The sequence below is a fragment of the Streptomyces sp. DSM 40750 genome, assembly GCF_024612035.1.
Classification (GTDB): Bacteria; Actinomycetota; Actinomycetes; order Streptomycetales; family Streptomycetaceae; genus Streptomyces.
This window is the reverse complement of record NZ_CP102513.1, coordinates 468,709-484,658: the sequence shown is the minus strand read 5'-3', so window position 1 is coordinate 484,658 and position 15,950 is coordinate 468,709. Positions and strand designations below refer to the sequence as shown.

The 15,950-nt window shown below is 69.6% G+C and carries 18 protein-coding genes; 8 read left to right on the top strand and 10 right to left on the bottom strand.

The window, feature by feature from the left end; translation table 11 throughout:
* Window positions 1–237: 237 nt before the first annotated feature.
* The gene (locus JIX55_RS02385) at window positions 238–630 is read right to left on the bottom strand and encodes a hypothetical protein (RefSeq protein WP_257561533.1); all 393 of its coding nucleotides are present in this window, start codon (window positions 628–630) and stop codon (window positions 238–240) included.
* Between the two features lie 253 nt (window positions 631–883).
* Entirely contained in the window at window positions 884–1,669 is a 786-nt protein-coding gene (locus tag JIX55_RS02380) for a GNAT family N-acetyltransferase (RefSeq protein ID WP_257561532.1), read from the bottom strand.
* 374 nt (window positions 1,670–2,043) lie between these two features.
* On the opposite strand from JIX55_RS02380, the gene JIX55_RS02375 reads away from it, so the two are divergent.
* Window positions 2,044–2,514, top strand: a complete 471-nt coding sequence (locus tag JIX55_RS02375; RefSeq protein WP_257561531.1) for a hemerythrin domain-containing protein — start codon at window positions 2,044–2,046, stop codon at window positions 2,512–2,514.
* A 391-nt stretch (window positions 2,515–2,905) separates the two neighbouring features.
* Here the strand turns inward: JIX55_RS02375 and JIX55_RS02370 are convergent, their stop codons facing one another.
* Complete coding sequence (locus JIX55_RS02370) at window positions 2,906–3,367, bottom strand: pyridoxamine 5'-phosphate oxidase family protein (protein ID WP_257561530.1); 462 nt, start codon at window positions 3,365–3,367, stop codon at window positions 2,906–2,908.
* Between the two features lie 309 nt (window positions 3,368–3,676).
* Here JIX55_RS02370 and JIX55_RS02365 point away from each other — a divergent pair, with 309 nt between their 5' ends.
* On the top strand, window positions 3,677–3,817 hold the full coding sequence (locus tag JIX55_RS02365; protein ID WP_257561529.1) for a hypothetical protein: 141 nt from the start codon (window positions 3,677–3,679) through the stop codon (window positions 3,815–3,817).
* A 16-nt stretch (window positions 3,818–3,833) separates the two neighbouring features.
* On the opposite strand, the gene JIX55_RS02360 is transcribed toward JIX55_RS02365, so the two are convergent.
* From JIX55_RS02360 to JIX55_RS02350, 3 genes are all read right to left on the bottom strand, one after another.
* A complete protein-coding gene (locus JIX55_RS02360; protein WP_257561528.1) occupies window positions 3,834–4,217 on the bottom strand; it encodes a nuclear transport factor 2 family protein in 384 nt (127 codons plus the stop codon).
* A gap of 132 nt (window positions 4,218–4,349) precedes the next feature.
* The gene (locus tag JIX55_RS02355; RefSeq protein WP_257561527.1) at window positions 4,350–5,273 is read right to left on the bottom strand and encodes a helix-turn-helix transcriptional regulator; all 924 of its coding nucleotides are present in this window, start codon (window positions 5,271–5,273) and stop codon (window positions 4,350–4,352) included.
* A gap of 4 nt (window positions 5,274–5,277) precedes the next feature.
* Entirely contained in the window at window positions 5,278–6,195 is a 918-nt protein-coding gene (locus JIX55_RS02350; protein WP_257561526.1) for a helix-turn-helix transcriptional regulator, read from the bottom strand.
* Window positions 6,196–6,426: 231 nt separating this feature from the next.
* Between JIX55_RS02350 and JIX55_RS02345 the strand changes: the two genes are divergently transcribed.
* The 6 genes from JIX55_RS02345 to JIX55_RS02320 all read left to right on the top strand — a co-directional run bounded on the left by JIX55_RS02345 (window position 6,427) and on the right by JIX55_RS02320 (window position 12,097).
* Window positions 6,427–7,935: an MFS transporter gene (locus tag JIX55_RS02345; RefSeq protein ID WP_257561525.1), complete on the top strand. Its 1,509-nt coding sequence runs from the start codon at window positions 6,427–6,429 to the stop codon at window positions 7,933–7,935.
* Window positions 7,936–8,014: 79 nt separating this feature from the next.
* Window positions 8,015–8,542 (top strand): aldo/keto reductase, encoded by a 528-nt coding sequence (locus tag JIX55_RS02340; RefSeq protein WP_257561524.1) that lies wholly within the window; start codon window positions 8,015–8,017, stop codon window positions 8,540–8,542.
* Complete coding sequence (locus JIX55_RS02335) at window positions 8,539–9,057, top strand: aldo/keto reductase (RefSeq protein ID WP_257561523.1); 519 nt, start codon at window positions 8,539–8,541, stop codon at window positions 9,055–9,057. Before JIX55_RS02340 ends, JIX55_RS02335 begins: the two co-directional genes overlap by 4 nt.
* Window positions 9,058–9,149: 92 nt before the next feature.
* Complete coding sequence (locus JIX55_RS02330) at window positions 9,150–10,127, top strand: FAD:protein FMN transferase (protein ID WP_257561522.1); 978 nt, start codon at window positions 9,150–9,152, stop codon at window positions 10,125–10,127.
* A gap of 44 nt (window positions 10,128–10,171) precedes the next feature.
* The gene (locus JIX55_RS02325; RefSeq protein ID WP_257561521.1) at window positions 10,172–10,627 is read left to right on the top strand and encodes a hypothetical protein; all 456 of its coding nucleotides are present in this window, start codon (window positions 10,172–10,174) and stop codon (window positions 10,625–10,627) included.
* 93 nt (window positions 10,628–10,720) lie between these two features.
* The gene (locus JIX55_RS02320; RefSeq protein ID WP_257561520.1) at window positions 10,721–12,097 is read left to right on the top strand and encodes a metallophosphoesterase; all 1,377 of its coding nucleotides are present in this window, start codon (window positions 10,721–10,723) and stop codon (window positions 12,095–12,097) included.
* Window positions 12,098–12,138: 41 nt separating this feature from the next.
* Here the strand turns inward: JIX55_RS02320 and JIX55_RS02315 are convergent, their stop codons facing one another.
* From JIX55_RS02315 to JIX55_RS02300, 4 genes are all read right to left on the bottom strand, one after another.
* Window positions 12,139–13,203 (bottom strand): NAD(P)H-dependent amine dehydrogenase family protein, encoded by a 1,065-nt coding sequence (locus JIX55_RS02315; RefSeq protein ID WP_257561519.1) that lies wholly within the window; start codon window positions 13,201–13,203, stop codon window positions 12,139–12,141.
* Between the two features lie 141 nt (window positions 13,204–13,344).
* Complete coding sequence (locus tag JIX55_RS02310; protein WP_257561518.1) at window positions 13,345–14,238, bottom strand: LLM class F420-dependent oxidoreductase; 894 nt, start codon at window positions 14,236–14,238, stop codon at window positions 13,345–13,347.
* A 40-nt stretch (window positions 14,239–14,278) separates the two neighbouring features.
* Complete coding sequence (locus JIX55_RS02305) at window positions 14,279–15,031, bottom strand: NADPH-dependent F420 reductase (protein WP_257561517.1); 753 nt, start codon at window positions 15,029–15,031, stop codon at window positions 14,279–14,281.
* An 85-nt stretch (window positions 15,032–15,116) separates the two neighbouring features.
* Window positions 15,117–15,887, bottom strand: coding sequence for an SDR family NAD(P)-dependent oxidoreductase (locus JIX55_RS02300; protein ID WP_257561516.1), 771 nt, complete (start codon window positions 15,885–15,887; stop codon window positions 15,117–15,119).
* Between the last annotated feature and the right edge of the window lie 63 nt (window positions 15,888–15,950).

The window sequence follows — 15,950 nt, the reverse complement described above, 5'->3', positions numbered from 1 at the left end:
AGCTCGCCGCCGAAGCCGCGGCCGCCGCCCGGGAAGCCGAGCTGCGCGAAGCCGCCCGGATCGCCGCCCGCGCCGATGAGCTCCAGGCGCTGCGCGAGCTGGGCACGCTGGAACAGGCCGAGCCCCCGTGAACCTGACGAAGGCCGTACGGGACGAACTCACCCGCCGCGCTGGGTGGTACGTGCAGAAGGACGTCGACGCGTGGCTCGCCCGCGCCCTGGCCGCGCACCGCGGGCACTACAGCGACCCGGTCGCCCGCCAGGCCGCCACCGGCCTCCTTCCGCCGCCGCGGCTTCGTGCGCCAGAGGCGTCCGTCTCCTGCCAGTCGGCGTCGGCCAGCTCAGCCCAGGTCAGCCACGTGGTTCCGTGTACGTCGCCGGGACCGCCGTATGCAGCGAAATCCCCACGCAGCCCATCCGACGCGTCGTCCGGGAAGCCGCGGCCCTCAGCCAGGGGGCGGAAGCCAAAGGAATTGCGGATTCCAAAGAGACAAGCGAGGCCGTCGTAGGCGTTGCCCCTGTTGAGCAGGAACAGGTCGATGGCGGCTTGCCACACGGAGTCCTCGTCGTCGGGCCCCCACAGTTGGGCTCCCGGACGGCATTCGATCATTCCACTGACGTCGGTCGACATACCGAGATCCTGCCTGTGCGGCCCGGAAGCATGGGGACTCGTGACCGCGGGATGGGGAATTACGCCGACACGAAAGCGCGGTTCGCGGGGAATCGCACGACTGTCGACAGCCAGCGCCGCGCCCACGGCACGAAGCCTCAGGCGTGGTGCGGCCAGAAGTAGGCCGGCGAGCGGACCTTGGTGCGGGTCGTGCTGCAGTTGCTGCCGACCCGGTGCGTGTAGGCGCTGAGAAGCCGGCGAAGGCCGGCTGAGCTCAGGGCGACCAGACGTACGGTGTCGTCGTGGTGACCGCGTGCAGGCCAAGGCGGGTGAGAATCGGGGCGCTGTCGGCTGAGGCGTCGACGTAGACGTAGGGGACATCGCGGGCAGCGGCGAGTTGGGCTCGGTGGGCGACCATGGCCCGGTAGATGCCTTGTCCTCGCCATTCTTTGAGCGTTGAGCCGCCCCAGAGGCCGCCGAAGTCGACGCCGTCCTTCAACACCAGCCAGGCGGCGCAGACGACTTCGATGTGTGCCTCGGCGACGAGGACGATGGTGTTCTCCGGGGCGTTCTCGATCCGGGCGGTCAGGTCGTCGGCGAGCCAACTCCAGTCCTCGCCCCAGACGGTGCTCTCCATAGCGGCGATGCGCTGGAGGTCTGATCTGGTGGTGACACGACGGAGGGTCACGCCGTCGGGCAGGAGGGGGGCGGCGGCAAGGTCCGCGGACTGCCCGATGAGCACGGTCTCGCTGTCCTCGGCGACGAAGCCGGCCGCCGTGAGTCGGTCGGTGAGGTCGGCTGGGAGGTCATGGGCGCGAGTCTTCCATTCGACCGCCTCACCACGGGCGGCGTAGAAGTCACGCTGCCGCGCTATGAGCGCGTCGAGTTCTGCCCCGCACACACCGAGGTCGCGTGGGCCCGTGACGAAACCACGGTGCCATCCGACGACACGGGTCAATGGGCCGTCCTTCTCGATGCGGGCACTGCCGCCAGGCGGAGTGACATCACGGAGTTGGGCGTCATACGCGGTGCGGAGTTCGTCGATCAGAATGTCCTTCACTCAAACACCGTACGGACCGGGTCAAGTGATTAAACGCCGGTCGAAACCGCTCGAATATCAAGGGCTGTACTCACTCACCCGGCCACCTGAGATCAGAAACAGGTATGTGCCTGTCTCTGATCCGGGCGGATGGAAGGTCTGGGGAGGTGGTGCCTGCCGGAGCAGCAGGAATGGTGCGGCTCCGGCAGCGCACGATGACGCTTGTCAGGCGTTACGCGGGTCACGCTCGGCGTGCGGGACGGCGGTGGTGCTGACGGGCGGCAGGGCGCGGTAGTGTCTGGGAAGCGTCGCGTGCCGGTGGCAGACCGTGTCAGGCATGGAGGCGCCGAATCGAAGGAGGCCGACGATGCACGCGTCGCACCCTTCGCTCTCGTGTGACTGAGCGCGAGACGACCAGGCTCGTCGCCTGGAGCCAAGAACTCCGTCGGGTGCACGGCCGACTACGGGAAGCGCTGTCAGTGACCCGCGCCTCCCTCGCGGACGGCACCCCCGGTAAGGCGGCCACCCGTGAACTTCTGCTGTATTGCCATGGCTTCTGCACGGCTCTCGACGGCCACCACCAGGGCGAAGACCGCACCCTGTTTCCGGCCATCGCAGCTGCGCATCCGGAGCTGCGTCCGGTGCTGCGCTCGCTCGAGCAGGATCACTCGATGATTGCCCACCTGATCGGCAGCCTCCGTGCCGCGGTGGACCGGGCCGCGCCGCCTGAGGAGCTTGACCAACACCTCGAAGGTATCGCCGCGATAATGGAGAGCCACTTCCGGTACGAGGAGCGGCAACTGCTCACTGTGCTCGAAACCCTTGAGCTGGCAGCCGCACCCGGAGAGGTGCTGGGCCCGATGTGATTCCAGACCGGATTGGAGGGGGCGGTGGTGACCGCCACCTTCAGAGTGATCAGTCCCGTCGCGCTTCACGAGATGCCGGTTGCAGGACGACGCTCCGCCCGCCGCGCGCCAGACTCAGCGGAGGGCCCGGTGCCGTCAGACGGCTTCTTCCGCATCACGCGACTTCGTACGCTGACCTGCGTGACAGATGAACTGCAGCGCCTGGCCGGTGAACTGGCGATCGGTCCTCGGATGCGGCGCGGCTGGGGGAGTCCAGCATGGCGGCGCACCGCGCCGCGACCACGGCGAGCCGACCGTGCGTGACCTCCCGGCCGGCCGTGCGCAGTCCGTCCTGTACGGCCTGGGCGCCGGCCCCGCCTTCGGCCTGCGGAGCCTCACCTGGCGACCGCGGCTACTCCAGCCACGCTCCCTCGCGCATGAGGACTCTGCCGCGCAGCTCCGGCTCGCCACGCCAGGCGAGCACACTCCTCGGAGCCACGCGTATATACAGAAAAGGGCCTTCCTCCGCACGGGGGTCCCACCCGAACTTTTCGGCGAACGCATCCGCGGCGTCCTCCGGCACGCCCCGGTCCGAGAAGCACTCCGCCTCCCCCTGCAGGAGCACCACATCGAAGGTGTTCGGCAATGCCAGGCGCACACGGGGCTCCTGTCGCACGTTACGCGCAGTCGCGGAGGTCTCGCCGGTGCACATCCACACGGCCTGCCCGTCCCACCAGAACCACAGCGGCACTTGATGCGGGCCGTGATCCGGATGGGCCGTCGACACCCATATATCCCGTTCTCCAGCGAGCCGTTCAAGAGTGTCGTGCCTTCGCTCCGGCACATCACGACGAGCGATTCCCGGGGTCTGCATGAGCGCCGACCCTAATCAGCAGTTCCGAAGCGCGCATGGGGCGTTGGTCCTACTCCCAGCGACCGGCAAGCGACTCAGCCCGAAGCTCGTGAAGTGCCAAGTCACAAGCGACTCCAACCAGCAAGATCACGACCTGCAGTTGGAGTATTGGACAGTTGGGGCGGGTACCGGGCGTCCGTCGGCAAGTCGGGGGACACGGAACTGCTCCGGAACCGGGATCATCTGCCGGAGGGCGCGTGCTCAACCATCCCGGGGCCCCCGAAATGGCCGAGTCGGTGGCGGCACACCTGTACAACCTCGCTCCCCGACATGGTCAGGGGCTACGAGCAGATCAAGGTGCAGAACGTACACCGCTACCGAAAGGAACTCGCGTGGCTGCGTGACGAGTTCGGGGAGAGCCACCGCCTCGGCACGCTCGACAAGACGGCGAGCGGGTCGCCGGACCGGTGAACCGAGGGCCCATCGCTCACCAGGTCGTGGCGGCCGCGCGGATTACGGTCCACGTGTCGCCTTCGCGGGCGTAGTCCATGGTCATGTGCAGCCGCCAGTTCGCGCGGGTGCCGTACACCGTTGCATCGGTGATGAAGCGACCGGAGACGTGGGCTGTGCTGCCCTCGATCGCGACAGCCAAGCTCTTCTCCTCGATCCGGTGGTAGAGGAACTGGCCGGAACGCATCTGCGACAGCCACTCGTCCTTGGGCTGCACGTAGCCGGTGACGTGGGTGAGGGTGCAGCCGTCGGCGAGCAGGGTGTCCAGGGCGTCGGTATTGCCGTCGAGCATTGCTCGCAGGTAGGCGCGGAAGGCCGTGGTGACTTCGTCGTGGGCGCTCTGGTCGGGGGACGGTTGCACGATGGCTCCTGTTGTTCGGCAGGCCGGTCGGGATCTGCGGCACGTCGGCCGGGATCCCGGTTCGAGGAAGTGCGGGGTGTGGCGCTTCTCCGGGAGCGACGACCGGATCTTGGTGCTTCATGTGTCCTGTTGTCAGGAGGCGGACTCGGTGCGTGGGGCCGCCAGACCCGTCAGCAGCCACAGGGCTTTCCGGCACGTCGAGCCGGGCTCGGCGTGATGGACCACGAGGGTCTGGTCTGTGTCGCCGGGTAACCCCATGGCTTCGAAGGAGAGGGTGAGTTCGCCCACCACCGGGTGCCGTAGCCGCTGGACGCCGTGGCCCCTGCGGCGCACGTCGTGCCGGGCCCACAGCCGTCGGAAGTCGTTGCTTTTCTCCATCAACTCGCCGATCAGCGCGGCGAGTTCCCTGTCCTCCGGGTGTGTGCCCGCGTCCACGCGCAGGATGCTGACGAGGTCCAGCATCTTGGCTTCCAGGTCGGCGAAACGGTCGCGTGCCGCGGGGGAGAGGAAGACCAGCCGGGACAGGTTGCGCTCCCGAGGGGGGAGCCGGGACCAGTCACCGAACACGGTGGTGGCGAGCCTGTTCCAGCCCAGGATGTCCAGGCCCCGGCCGCAGACGTACGCGGGGACCCCGTCGAGCGCGTCCAACAGTTGCTGGATGCCTGGCCGCAGCCTCTGCGGCACGGCGTGCCGTTTCCCGTGAAGGTCCGGCCGGGCGAGGCGAAACAGATGGGCGTGCTCGTCTCCATTCAGGCGCAGGGCGCGAGCGACGGCGTCCAGCACCTCGGCTGACATGGTGTCACCGTGTCCCTGTTCCAGGCGGGTGTAGTACGCGAAGGACACCCCCGCCAGCCGTGCGAGCTCCTCGCGGCGCAGTCCCGGCACCCGGCGTCGCCCGGACGACGGCAACCCCACGTCCTCGGGTCTGAGCCGGGCCCGCCTGGATCGGAGGAATTCCCGCAGTTCGGCGCGCCGGTCCAGTCCGAGGTCGGAATCCTCGCCTTCAGGGGTACGCGTCGGCGGCTGTGCGCTGCTGGGCGTGATGTGAGAAGGCATGTGCTCAGGACTTTTCGATGGGTTGCCAGTCGGGTGAGCGTCGCGGGGCGTGCTCGGACTCGGCGGCGGCCAGGTCGAGCAGGGCCAGCGCGTCGTGTTCGGGTGTGCCGGCATCGGCGTAGTACACGACCATGCACTGGCCCGGGGTGCCCTGCAGTTGCATGGTTTGGTAGCCCAACGTCAGGTCGCCGACCTCGGGATGGTGGAAGGTCTTGCGGCCGTAGGAGTGGCCCTTGACGTCGTAGCGCTCCCACATGCGCGCGAACTCGGCGCTCTTGAGCAGGAGTTCGCCGACCAGTTGCGTCAGGTCGGGTGCGTCCGGCTCCATGCCGGCCAGGGCGCGCAGTCCGTTGACGCAGGTACGGACCTGGTTGTGCCAGTCGTCGAACAGGCCTCGGGCTGCGGGGTGCAGGAAGACGTAGCGGGCGATGTTGCGCTGCTTTGCCGGCCAGTCGTCCATGCCGGGGAGCAACCGCAGCCCGCCCGGGTTGTGCGCCAGCACGTCGCCGGTGCGGCTGAACACGTGCGCGGGGTAGGGGCGCAGGCTCTCCACCAGTAGCTTGACGCCGGGCCGCACGGTGCGGTTGGGCGCCGATGGCGGTTCGGGTGCCGACCGGGCGGCGAGGGCGGCGAGAGCGCGCAGGTGATCGCGTTCGTCCTCTTCCAGTTTGAGCGCGCGGGCGAGGGAGTCGATCACGGACGGGCTGGGCCGGGTCTCCGTGCCGCGCTCCAGCCGCGCGTAGTAGTCGATGCTGATGCCGGCGAGCGTGGCCAGCTCCTCCCGGCGCAGTCCGGGCGTGCGACGCCGCCCGCCGCCAGCCGCCAGGCCGACCTCTTCGGGCGTCAGGCGGGTACGGCAGGCGCGCAGGAAGCGCCCCATCTCCGTACCGCGGGTGCCGCCGCTGTGCTGCTCACGATCCATGTGTTCAAAGTGTGGGGATGCCACGACCTGGGCGGAAGGCGGGTGGGGTGCCCTGCCACAGCACCGAACGCGGCTCCAGGGCACGCCCCGCCCTGCCACATGTCGCCGTCGGCCCGCACGCTGGACGCGTGTGGAAGAGGGCCTTGCCCGCGCGGCCGACAGTGTGGTCCCCGCTCTGAGTGTCCGGCGCTTCCCTTCGCTCCATCCGTCACAGAAACCGAGCCATTCATCATGCCTGCAAGTCACACTTCCGCCGGTGCGCCGGCAGTCGATCCCCGGCGCTGGAAGGCGCTGACGGTCATCGCGATCGCCCAGCTGATGGTCGTGCTGGACGCGACGGTCGTGAACATCGCGCTGCCGCACGCCCAGGCGGATCTGAACATCTCCGACGGCAACCGGCAGTGGGTGATCACCGCCTACAGCCTCGCCTTCGGTGGTCTGCTGCTGTTGGGCGGACGCATCGGTGACCTGTGGGGCCGCAAGCGGGCCTTCGTCGTCGGGCTGGTCGGCTTCGCCCTGGCCTCCGCGCTCGGCGGCGCCGCCGTCAACCTCGGCATGCTCCTCGCCTCCCGCGCCCTCCAGGGCGTCTTCGGCGCCCTGCTCGCCCCCGCCGCGCTGTCCCTGCTCACTGTGGCGTTCACCGAGGCCAAGGAGCGCGCCAAGGCGTTCGGCATCTTCGGTGCCATCGCCGCGGCAGGCGGTGCGGTCGGCCTGCTCCTGGGCGGTGTGCTCACCGAGTACATCAACTGGCGCTGGTGCATGTACGTCAACATCGTCTTCGCCGTCGTGGCCGCGGCCGGTGCCACCGTCTACATCAGCGATCGCGGGGACCAGCGCAACCGCGACCGGCTCGACGTCGTGGGCACCCTGCTGGCCACAGTCGGACTCGTCACCCTGGTCTACGGCTTCGCCCGGGCGGAGCAGGACGGCTGGGGCTCCGGCCTCACCATCGGCATGTTCGTCGCCGCGGTCGTGCTGCTCGCCGCGTTCGCCCTGGTCGAGACCCGGGTCAAGGCACCCCTCCTGCCGCTTCGCGTGATCACGGATCGCAACCGTGGCGGCGCCTACCTCTCCATCGGTCTGGCCATGATCGGCATGTTCGGCCAGTTCCTGTTCCTGACCTACTTCCTGCAGCTGAACAAGGGCTACTCGCCCGTCCTGTGCGGCATCGCCTTCCTGCCCCTGGTCGTCTGCCTGGTCATCGGGTCCACCCAGATCGGCACCCGCCTGGTCAACCGTGTCCCGGCCCGCTTCCTGATGGGGCCCGGCTTCCTGCTGGCCGCCATCGGCATGGCGCTCCTGACGCAGCTCGAGGTGGACAGCTCCTTCGCCACCCACGTCCTGCCCTCCGAGATCCTGCTCGGCCTGGGCATGGGTACGGCCTCGATGCCCGGCATGAGCCTGGCCACCTCCCGCGTCCGGCCGCAGGACGCGGGTGTCGCCTCCGCGATGGTCAACGTCTCGCAGCAGGTCGGCGGCTCCATCGGCACCGCACTGCTGAACACCGTCGCCGCCAGCGCCACCAGCAGCTGGATCGCCGCACGCGCGTTCTCCGGTGCCGTCCCCGAGGAGGCCGCCCAGCAGGCCGCCGTCCACGGCTACGCCGTGGCCTTCGGCTGGGGCACCGCCATCATGGCGCTGGCCGCGCTGATCGCCTTCGTCCTCGTCAACGGCGGCGGCCGCAGCAAAGCCGACGGCGAGTCCGCGCAGCAGGTCGCGATCCCGGTCGTCGCGCACTGACGGCCAGCCACGGCCTGCTCCCTCGCAAGCCACCTCCCCCTGTACCCAGTCGCACTTCGACCCCAAGGGAGAACGCACGATGGAATACCGCCGACTCGGCAACACCGGCACGGTCGTGTCGAACCTTGCACTCGGCACGATGACCTTCGGCGACGAGACCTCGCAGAAGGAGGCGTTCGTCCAGATGGACGCCTTCCTGGAAGCGGGCGGAAACCTCATGGACACCGCCGACCTCTACAACCGAGGCGTAACCGAGGAGATCATCGGCCGGTGGCTGGCGAGCCGTCCGAGCGACGTCACCGACCGGGTGGTGCTCGCCACCAAGGGCCGGTTCCCGTTCACCGACGACGTCAACGACATCGGCCTGTCCCGGCGCCATCTCTCCCGGGCGCTGGACGGTTCGCTTCGCCGACTGGGCGTGGACAGCGTCGACCTGTACCAGGTGCATGCCTGGGACCCGCTGACCCCGATCGAGGAAACTCTGGCGTTCTTCGACTCCGCCGTGCGGGCAGGCAAGATCCGCTACGCGGGCCTGTCGAACTTCACCGGCTGGCAGCTCCAGCTCGCGGTCTCCACCGCCGCGCGGGCGGCTGGCCGGTCCCGGTGACTCTGCAGGAGCAGTACAACCTGGCCGTCCGCGAGGTGGAGTGGGAGGTTCTGCCGGCGGCGGTGCACAACGGCCTCGGCGTACTGCCCTGGTCACCCCTGGCGAGCGGATTCCTGACGGGCAAGTACGCGCGCGGCGTCCAGCCAGGGCCCGACACCCGGGCCGGGGGAGGCAATCCGCTGTACCAGTACACCTCGGCCAACTACGCCAACGCCGACCGGACCTGGGACGCGGTCGACGCGGTCGTCCAGGTGGCCGAAGAGACCGGTGCCTCGCCTGCCCAGGTGGCGCTCAGCTGGGTCGCCGACCGTACAGGTGTCACCACGGTCATCATCGGCGCCCGTGACATGAGGCAGCTGACCGACAACCTCGGTGCCGCCGACCTGCACCTCGACGCGGACGCCGCGGCCCTCCTCGACAAGGCCAGTGACCCGAGCCCGACGCCCTACCCCTACGGCCCGTTCGGTCTCGCCCAGAGCCACCGGACCGTCAACGGCGGCGCTCAGCTGGACTGACACCCACCCGGGGGCCGAAGCGGCCCCCAGCAGCCCGCCGAGGCCCTGCTCACTGGCAGCCGTCGCCCACCGAACCGTACGGAGCGGCAACCGTGCACCACCACATCACGCGACACCGGGGCGAGGGCTCCAGGCCGACAACCGCCGTCGGACCGGAAGTCGAAGCCGGCAGACCGGACGCCGGAGGCAGCCGTTTCGCCTTCGACGCCATCGGGACCGGCTGGCAGATCGACACCGACGAGCCGCTGAGCGGCAGTCTGCGCCGCCGGGTCCTGGACCGCATCCGGCGATTCGACGCCACCTACTCGCGCTTCCGCCCGGACTCGCTCGTGTCCCGGATCGCGGCCGCCCCGGCCGGGGGCCGGTTCGAGTTCCCGGAGGACTCGCTGGCCCTGTTCGACCTCTACGACCGCCTCGCCACCGCGACCGGCGGTGCCGTCGACCCACTCGTCGGCCGTGAGCTCGAGCTCCTCGGATACGACGCCTCGTACTCCCTCACGCCCGCTCCGCAGACGGTTCGGGCCCAGGAAGGCGCCCGCGGCCGGGCAACCTGGGCGGCTGACATCGTGCGGGACGGCAGGACGCTCGTCATCCAGCGCCCGGTTGTGATCGACGTGGGAGCGGTGGGAAAGGGCTACCTGGTGGACATCGTCTCGGCGATCCTTCGGGATGCCGGAATCACGCGGTTCGTCATCGACGCCAGCGGTGATCTGCGCCATGCGGGGGACCGCGCCATCCGGGTCGGCCTGGAGCATCCGTTCGACCCGCAGCTCGTGGTCGGCGTGGCGCACCTGCGGGGACGGGCGCTGTGCGCGTCCGGGGTCAGCGCACGCGCCTGGGGCGACGGGCTGCACCACCTGCTCGACGCACGCACCGGTCGTCCGGCCAGGAGGGTGGCCGCCACCTGGGTCGTGGCCGACAGCGCCGCTCTCGCCGACGGACTGGCGACGGCGCTGTTCCTCACCGAGGCGCGCCGGCTCGCGCAGACCTTCGACTTCGCCCACGTGCGCATGTACACCAGCGGCCACGCGGAGATCTCGCGGAACTTCGACGGTGGGCTCTTCACCTGAGCGACTGACCGGACCTCGTACAGAGCCCCATGGCAAGGAGGAACATGACAGCACCGAGCAAGAAGATCACAGCCGCGATCGGGATCTCCCTCACCGCGGCGCTCACCGGGTGCGCCTCGACGGACGCGGACAACGCGAGCCCACCGGCCGCTTCGAACAACGCGAGGTCACCGTCCGCTTCGGACAACGCGGCTGAACCGAGTTCCTCGACCTACGAGGACGGCGAGTTCGAGGCCGAGGGCCGGTACGGGAACCTGCCTTCGAGCATCGGAGTGACCGTAACCCTCGCAGACGACAGGATCACCGCCGTCAAGGTCACACCCCGGGCAACGGACGAGACCTCGCTCGCTCTGCAGAAGCGCTTCGCCGCCGCGGTCCCACGACTCGTCGTCGGCAAGGACATCGACAGCGTGCGCCTGGACCGCGTGGCCGGAAACAGCGGTACCCCAAAGGGTTTCAACGACGCTCTGGCGCAGATCAAGGCCGAAGCATCCAGCTGACCGACGGCCGTTGGTCGAGTGACAGGTCCGGTCACAGACAGCCGGGGACGCATCCGCCCCCCGGACACCACAAGGGAAGGGCTGCGCAGAGTCGTGGTCATCGTCGTATCCGTCTTCGTCCTGGCGTTGTTCGGCGCACTCCACTGGTACGTGTGGCGCCGCCTCGTACGGGACACCACACCCAAGGGGTCGTTCCTCCGACGAGCCGGAAGCATCGTCTTCGTGGCCGGGCCCCTGCTGTCGATGGCGGCCATGACAGCGGAGGGCGACGGTGCCCCTTTCCTTCTGCAGCGGATCCTGGCCTGGCCCGGGTATCTGTGGCTGGCGCTGTTCCTGTACCTGCTGCTCGCGTTGCTGGTTGGTGAGGCCGTGCGGCCTGTGCTGCGGCGGTGGCTCGTGCATCGGGGCGCCGGGGCAGACACGCGGCAGCGGATGCTCCCGACGGCGCGGTCCGCGGAAGTGGCGGAAGTGCAAGCGACCGACTCCGAGGCGGAGGAACTGGTCTCGGCCGACGAGCCGCTGACCGCGACGGCGCATCACGGCGATTCCGATGCCTCTGCCTCACGAGGCACCGTGCCCGTCACCGTGCTGGACCCTCCGCACGTATCGGAGCCGACGCTGTCGGCCGGCACCGCGCCCACCGGCCCGTCGCGCCGCCTCTTCGTCTCCCGCGTCGTGGGCGGGGCCGCCGCGGCCGTCGCCGTCGGCACCGTCGGCCACGGCACGTACGGTGTCCTCCGCGGGCCCAAGGTGAAGCGCCTCACGGTTCCGCTGGCCAAACTGCCGCGCAGTGCGCACGGTTTCCGGATCGCCGTCGTCAGCGACATCCACGTCGGTCCCATCCTGGGCCGTGGCTTCGCCCAGCGGATCGTCGACACCATCAACGCGACCCAGCCCGACCTGATCGCGGTCGTCGGCGACCTCGTGGACGGCAGCGTCGAGAACCTCACTCCGGCCGTCGAACCACTCGCCGGGCTCCGGGCACGGCACGGCGCGTACTTCGTCACGGGCAACCACGAGTACATCTCCGGTGCCGAGCCGTGGATCGAGAAGGTACGGGAGCTGGGACTGCGACCGCTGGAGAACGCCCGCACCGAGCTGCCTGGCTTCGACCTGGCGGGCGTCAACGACGTCCGCGGTGAAGAGGAGGGCCAAGGCCCCGACTTCGGCAGAGCACTTGGCGACCGCGACCGTTCCCGCACGGCCGTCCTCCTCGCCCACCAACCCGTCGTCATCGACGACGCCGTACGTCACGGCGTCGATCTCCAGCTCTCCGGCCACACCCACGGCGGTCAACTCTGGCCGGGCAACGTCCTCGCCGAACTGGCCAACCCCACGGTCGCCGGCCTGGAGCGCTACGGCGACACCCAGCTGTACGTGAGCCGCGGTGCCGGCGCCTGGGGCCCGCCGGTGCGCGTGGGCGCTCCGTCCGACATCACCGTCGTCGAACTGGCCTCGGTACAGGCGTAGTTGTGTTGCCGACGTGGCGGGGTTGATCGGCACGAGGATATTCAGGCCAGGTCCGCGACCATCCGCGGCAGGTCGAGGGTGGTCCTGATGCCGGGCGGTGCCTCGCAGACCAAAGGCACGGCGTTGACGACGATGTGGGCGCTGTAGCCGGGCGAGACGGCGGCGTAGTTCTCGGACGTGACACGGATGTCGATGTCGAGGGGCGCGTCACCCTCGACGACGACGTGCCAGCCGGTGTCGCGCACCTGCCCTTTCCAGTCCTGTTCGAGATCCTGGGTGAGGTACCAGGTGGGCCGGACCACCATGAACGGCTTGCCGTCTCGCCAGCCGGTGACCTCGAACCGCCAAGCGGCGACCGAGCCGGCCTCGACGGTCGTCGTGCCGACCTTCACCGGTTTCGCCGCCGTGCCCACCGTTCCTGTCGCGGTGACCTCGTCGAGAGGCACCGAAAGACCGTCGGCGAGTTGGCGCAGCGAGGTGCCGAAATCTTCGCCCAGGCCGGCGGCCACCCGCGTGAGGTCCATCGCCCCGGGGTCTTGGCCGAACATCTGGGAGAGCAGCTCCGGTGAGTTGCGCGTCGTCATGTCGGCGAACTCCTCGATCGTCAGGCGATCGAGCCGGCGCTGGAGGGCGGTCACCGCGAGCGGGAAGACCTCGGTGATCCAGCCCGGGCTCGAGCCCGTGGCGTGCAGCGATGTACCGCCGCGCTCGCACGCGGCCTGGATCCGCTGCCGTACATCGCGGTCGAGACCGGCCGGGTAATGGAAGTCGGTGACGCTCGTGACGACGTTGGCGCCCGACTCGAGGAGTCGGCAGATCTCGTCGATCCTGACCGCATCGAGCACCGGCATGTACAACACACAGTCCGGATCGGCGGCCAGGATGTCGTCGATGTTCCCGGTGGCACGGACGCCGGTCGGCTCCATGCCGCACAGTTCACCGGCGTCGCGGCCGACCTTCGCGTCGGCGTACACGTACACACCGACCAGGTCGTACTGCGGGTGCTCGATGACGCATCGCAGGGCGTGTGCCCCGGTGTGACCGGTCGCCCATTGAGCGACTCGGTAGCGTCCGGGCGGTGTCCTGGCCGGCTGGTGATCAGACACTTCTCTCCCTCTTGCGAGTCGTGCGGCGGGCAGGCACCGAGCCCGCAGGCCTCCAGGCGCGCTGCCCACCGGGGCCGGGGCACGGGCTGCCTTGTTCGCCATGACCATGGGTGGGCCCCGACCGGTCGGATACGGCTCTTGTCAGCCGAGTTCGGCCAGCCGTCGTGCCGCCGGCGCGGCGCGCTCCTCGATCCAGCGGGCGGCTCCGGCGAGCGGAACGGAGGCGATCACGGTCTCGATGCCGAGCTCGGCGTAGCCGGTCATCGCCTTGGCGAAGCCGTCGAGGTCGCCGTCACGGAGCGCGTTCCCGGAGTACATGGCAGTCTTGCGGATCCGCCCGCAGTCCCGGCCCAGATCGTCGCAGTGGCGGCGCAGCACCTCCAGCTTGTGCGCGACCTCGGCGTGGGTGAAGGCGGTGAGGTTGCAGGCGTCCGCGTACTGGGCCACCAGCCTCAGGGTCTTCTTCTCACCACCTCCGCCGATCATGATCTCCGGGTGCGGAGCACTCACCGGCGGTGGCACGCACATGGTCTCGGCCAGCTGGTAGTGCCTGCCCTCGAACGGCCCGTCGTCCTGCGGGTCCCACATCTGCAGGCAGATCCGCAGGGTCTCCTCCAGCCGTTCGAACCGCTCGGCCGTCGGCGGGAAGGGCACGCCCAGGCCGAGATGTTCGCGCTCGTACCAGGCCGCCCCGACGCCGAGGGTGGCGCGGCCGCCGGAGAGGTGGTCGAGCGTGGTGACGATCTTGGCCAGCAGGCCGGGATGACGGTACGTCACCCCGGTCACCAGCGCCCCGAGTTGCACGGTGGAGGTGTGCGCGGCGAGGTGGCCGAGCGTGGTGTAGCACTCCAGCATGGCGCTCTCGGCGCCGCCCAGTACCTCCATCTGGAAGTAGTGGTCCATCACCGACAGCCGGCCCACCCCCGCCGCCTCGGCGGCGGCTCCGACCGCAGCCAGCTCAGGTCCCAGCCCACCGTGCCTGTTCAAGTCACCTGCGGGGTCGTCGAATCCCACGATGTTGATGCCCAGTCGCATGTCGGCCTCCCGCCGCAGTCCCTGCTCCGCGCTTCCTGGTTCAGTCCCGGCTGAGGGTCTGGCGGGCGTCGGCCGCGGAGCGCCGGACGGCGGTGTCGGTCAGTTCCTTCACCTCGTCGGCAGGCACCGGGACGCTCGGGGCTTGGAAGAACCAGCGCCCCATCTCCTCCTGGGTCAGTCCTTCGGGCTGTGCCGGCAGGTAGGGCTGGACGTAGACCGGGGTGCCCGGCTCGCTGCGCCAGCTGTCGGCGAGGGGGCCGATGTCCACGGCGTCGTAGCCCAGCGCGTCCAACAGTTCGGCGACCTGCGCTTTGGCGGCCGTGTCGTCGCCGGCCATGGGCAGGGCACTGCGGTCGTCGGCGCCGGCGGGTCGGGCTGCGGTGAACAGGCGCACGAAGTCGACGCTGTTGAACGCCTTGACCACCCGGGAGTCGGCCAGGTGCCGCTGCACCAGGGCGCTGGAGGTCTGCTCGCCCGCGTCCAGCTCGGCGATCCGGTCGTCGCGCTCGGGGTAGTAGTTCATGGTGTCGATGACGGTCTTGCCCGCCAGGGCGGCGGCCGGAAGCTGCTCGTACTTGCTCAGCGGGACCGTCGCCACCACCAGGTCACCGGCCTGCGCTGCCTCGGCGGGTGTGGCCGCGCGCGCCTGCTCGCCGAGTTCGGCGACGAGGCCGGCGAGGGTCTCGGGGCCGCGGGAGTTGCTCAGCACGACGTTCAGGCCGGCGGCGACGGCGAGACGGGCCAGTGCGCTGCCGATGTTGCCGCTGCCGATGAGTGCGAGGGTCTTGGTCATGGGTCACGTCTCCAGTTCAGTGGACAAATAGGGGTGGTGCAGGGGTCTCGAATCGACGAGCGCGTGCTGTGAGTTGCGCCCGTCCTCAGCCGCGCAGGCTCATGCCGCCGTCGATCGACCAGGCCTGGCCGCTGATCCAGGCCGCGTCGTCGGAGAAGAGGAAGGCGGCGGCGCCGGCCAGGTCGGCGGGTTCGCCGAGGCGCGGGCTGCGGGCGTACTGCAATGCCATGGCCTGCAGCTGCTGGTCGTCTTGTTGCTGCTGGGTCTCGCCCATGACCAGGCCAGGGGCGACGACATTGCAGCGGATGCCCTCCTTGCCCCAGCGGGAGGCGATGTGGCGGGTCAGCGCATTGACCCCGGCTTTGGAGGCGGCGTACGCGGGCCGCGTGGGCTCGCCGCCCCAGGCCGCGCCGGAGGAGGTGTTGACGATGACGCCGCCGCCCTGGCCCAGCAGGTGGGGGAGGACCGCCCGGCAGGTCAGGGCGTAGCCGAGCAGGTTCACGTCGTGGGTGCGGCGCCACACGGCCGGGTCCATCTCCATCAGGTCGACGTCACGGCCCAGAGTGGCCGGCGAGAGGTCGGCGCCGACGTTGAAGAGCCCGTCGACCCCGCCGAACTCGGCGACGGTCCGGTAGACCAGCGCTTGAATCGTGGCCTCGTCACCGAGGTCGAACTCAACGGCGATCGCGGTGCCACCCGCCTCGGTGACGCCCTTGGCAGTGGCTTCGGCTCCAGCGAGATTGATGTCGCCGACGACGACCGAGGCCCCCTCCTCGGCGAGCCGTTCGGCCGTGGCCGCGCCGATGCCGGTCGCGCCCCCGGCAATGACGATCCTCTTGCCCTGCAGACCCCTCATGACTCTCTCCCTTGCTGAGCTGAAGCGCCACACTTGCGTCAATCACTACACTCTGACACTCAG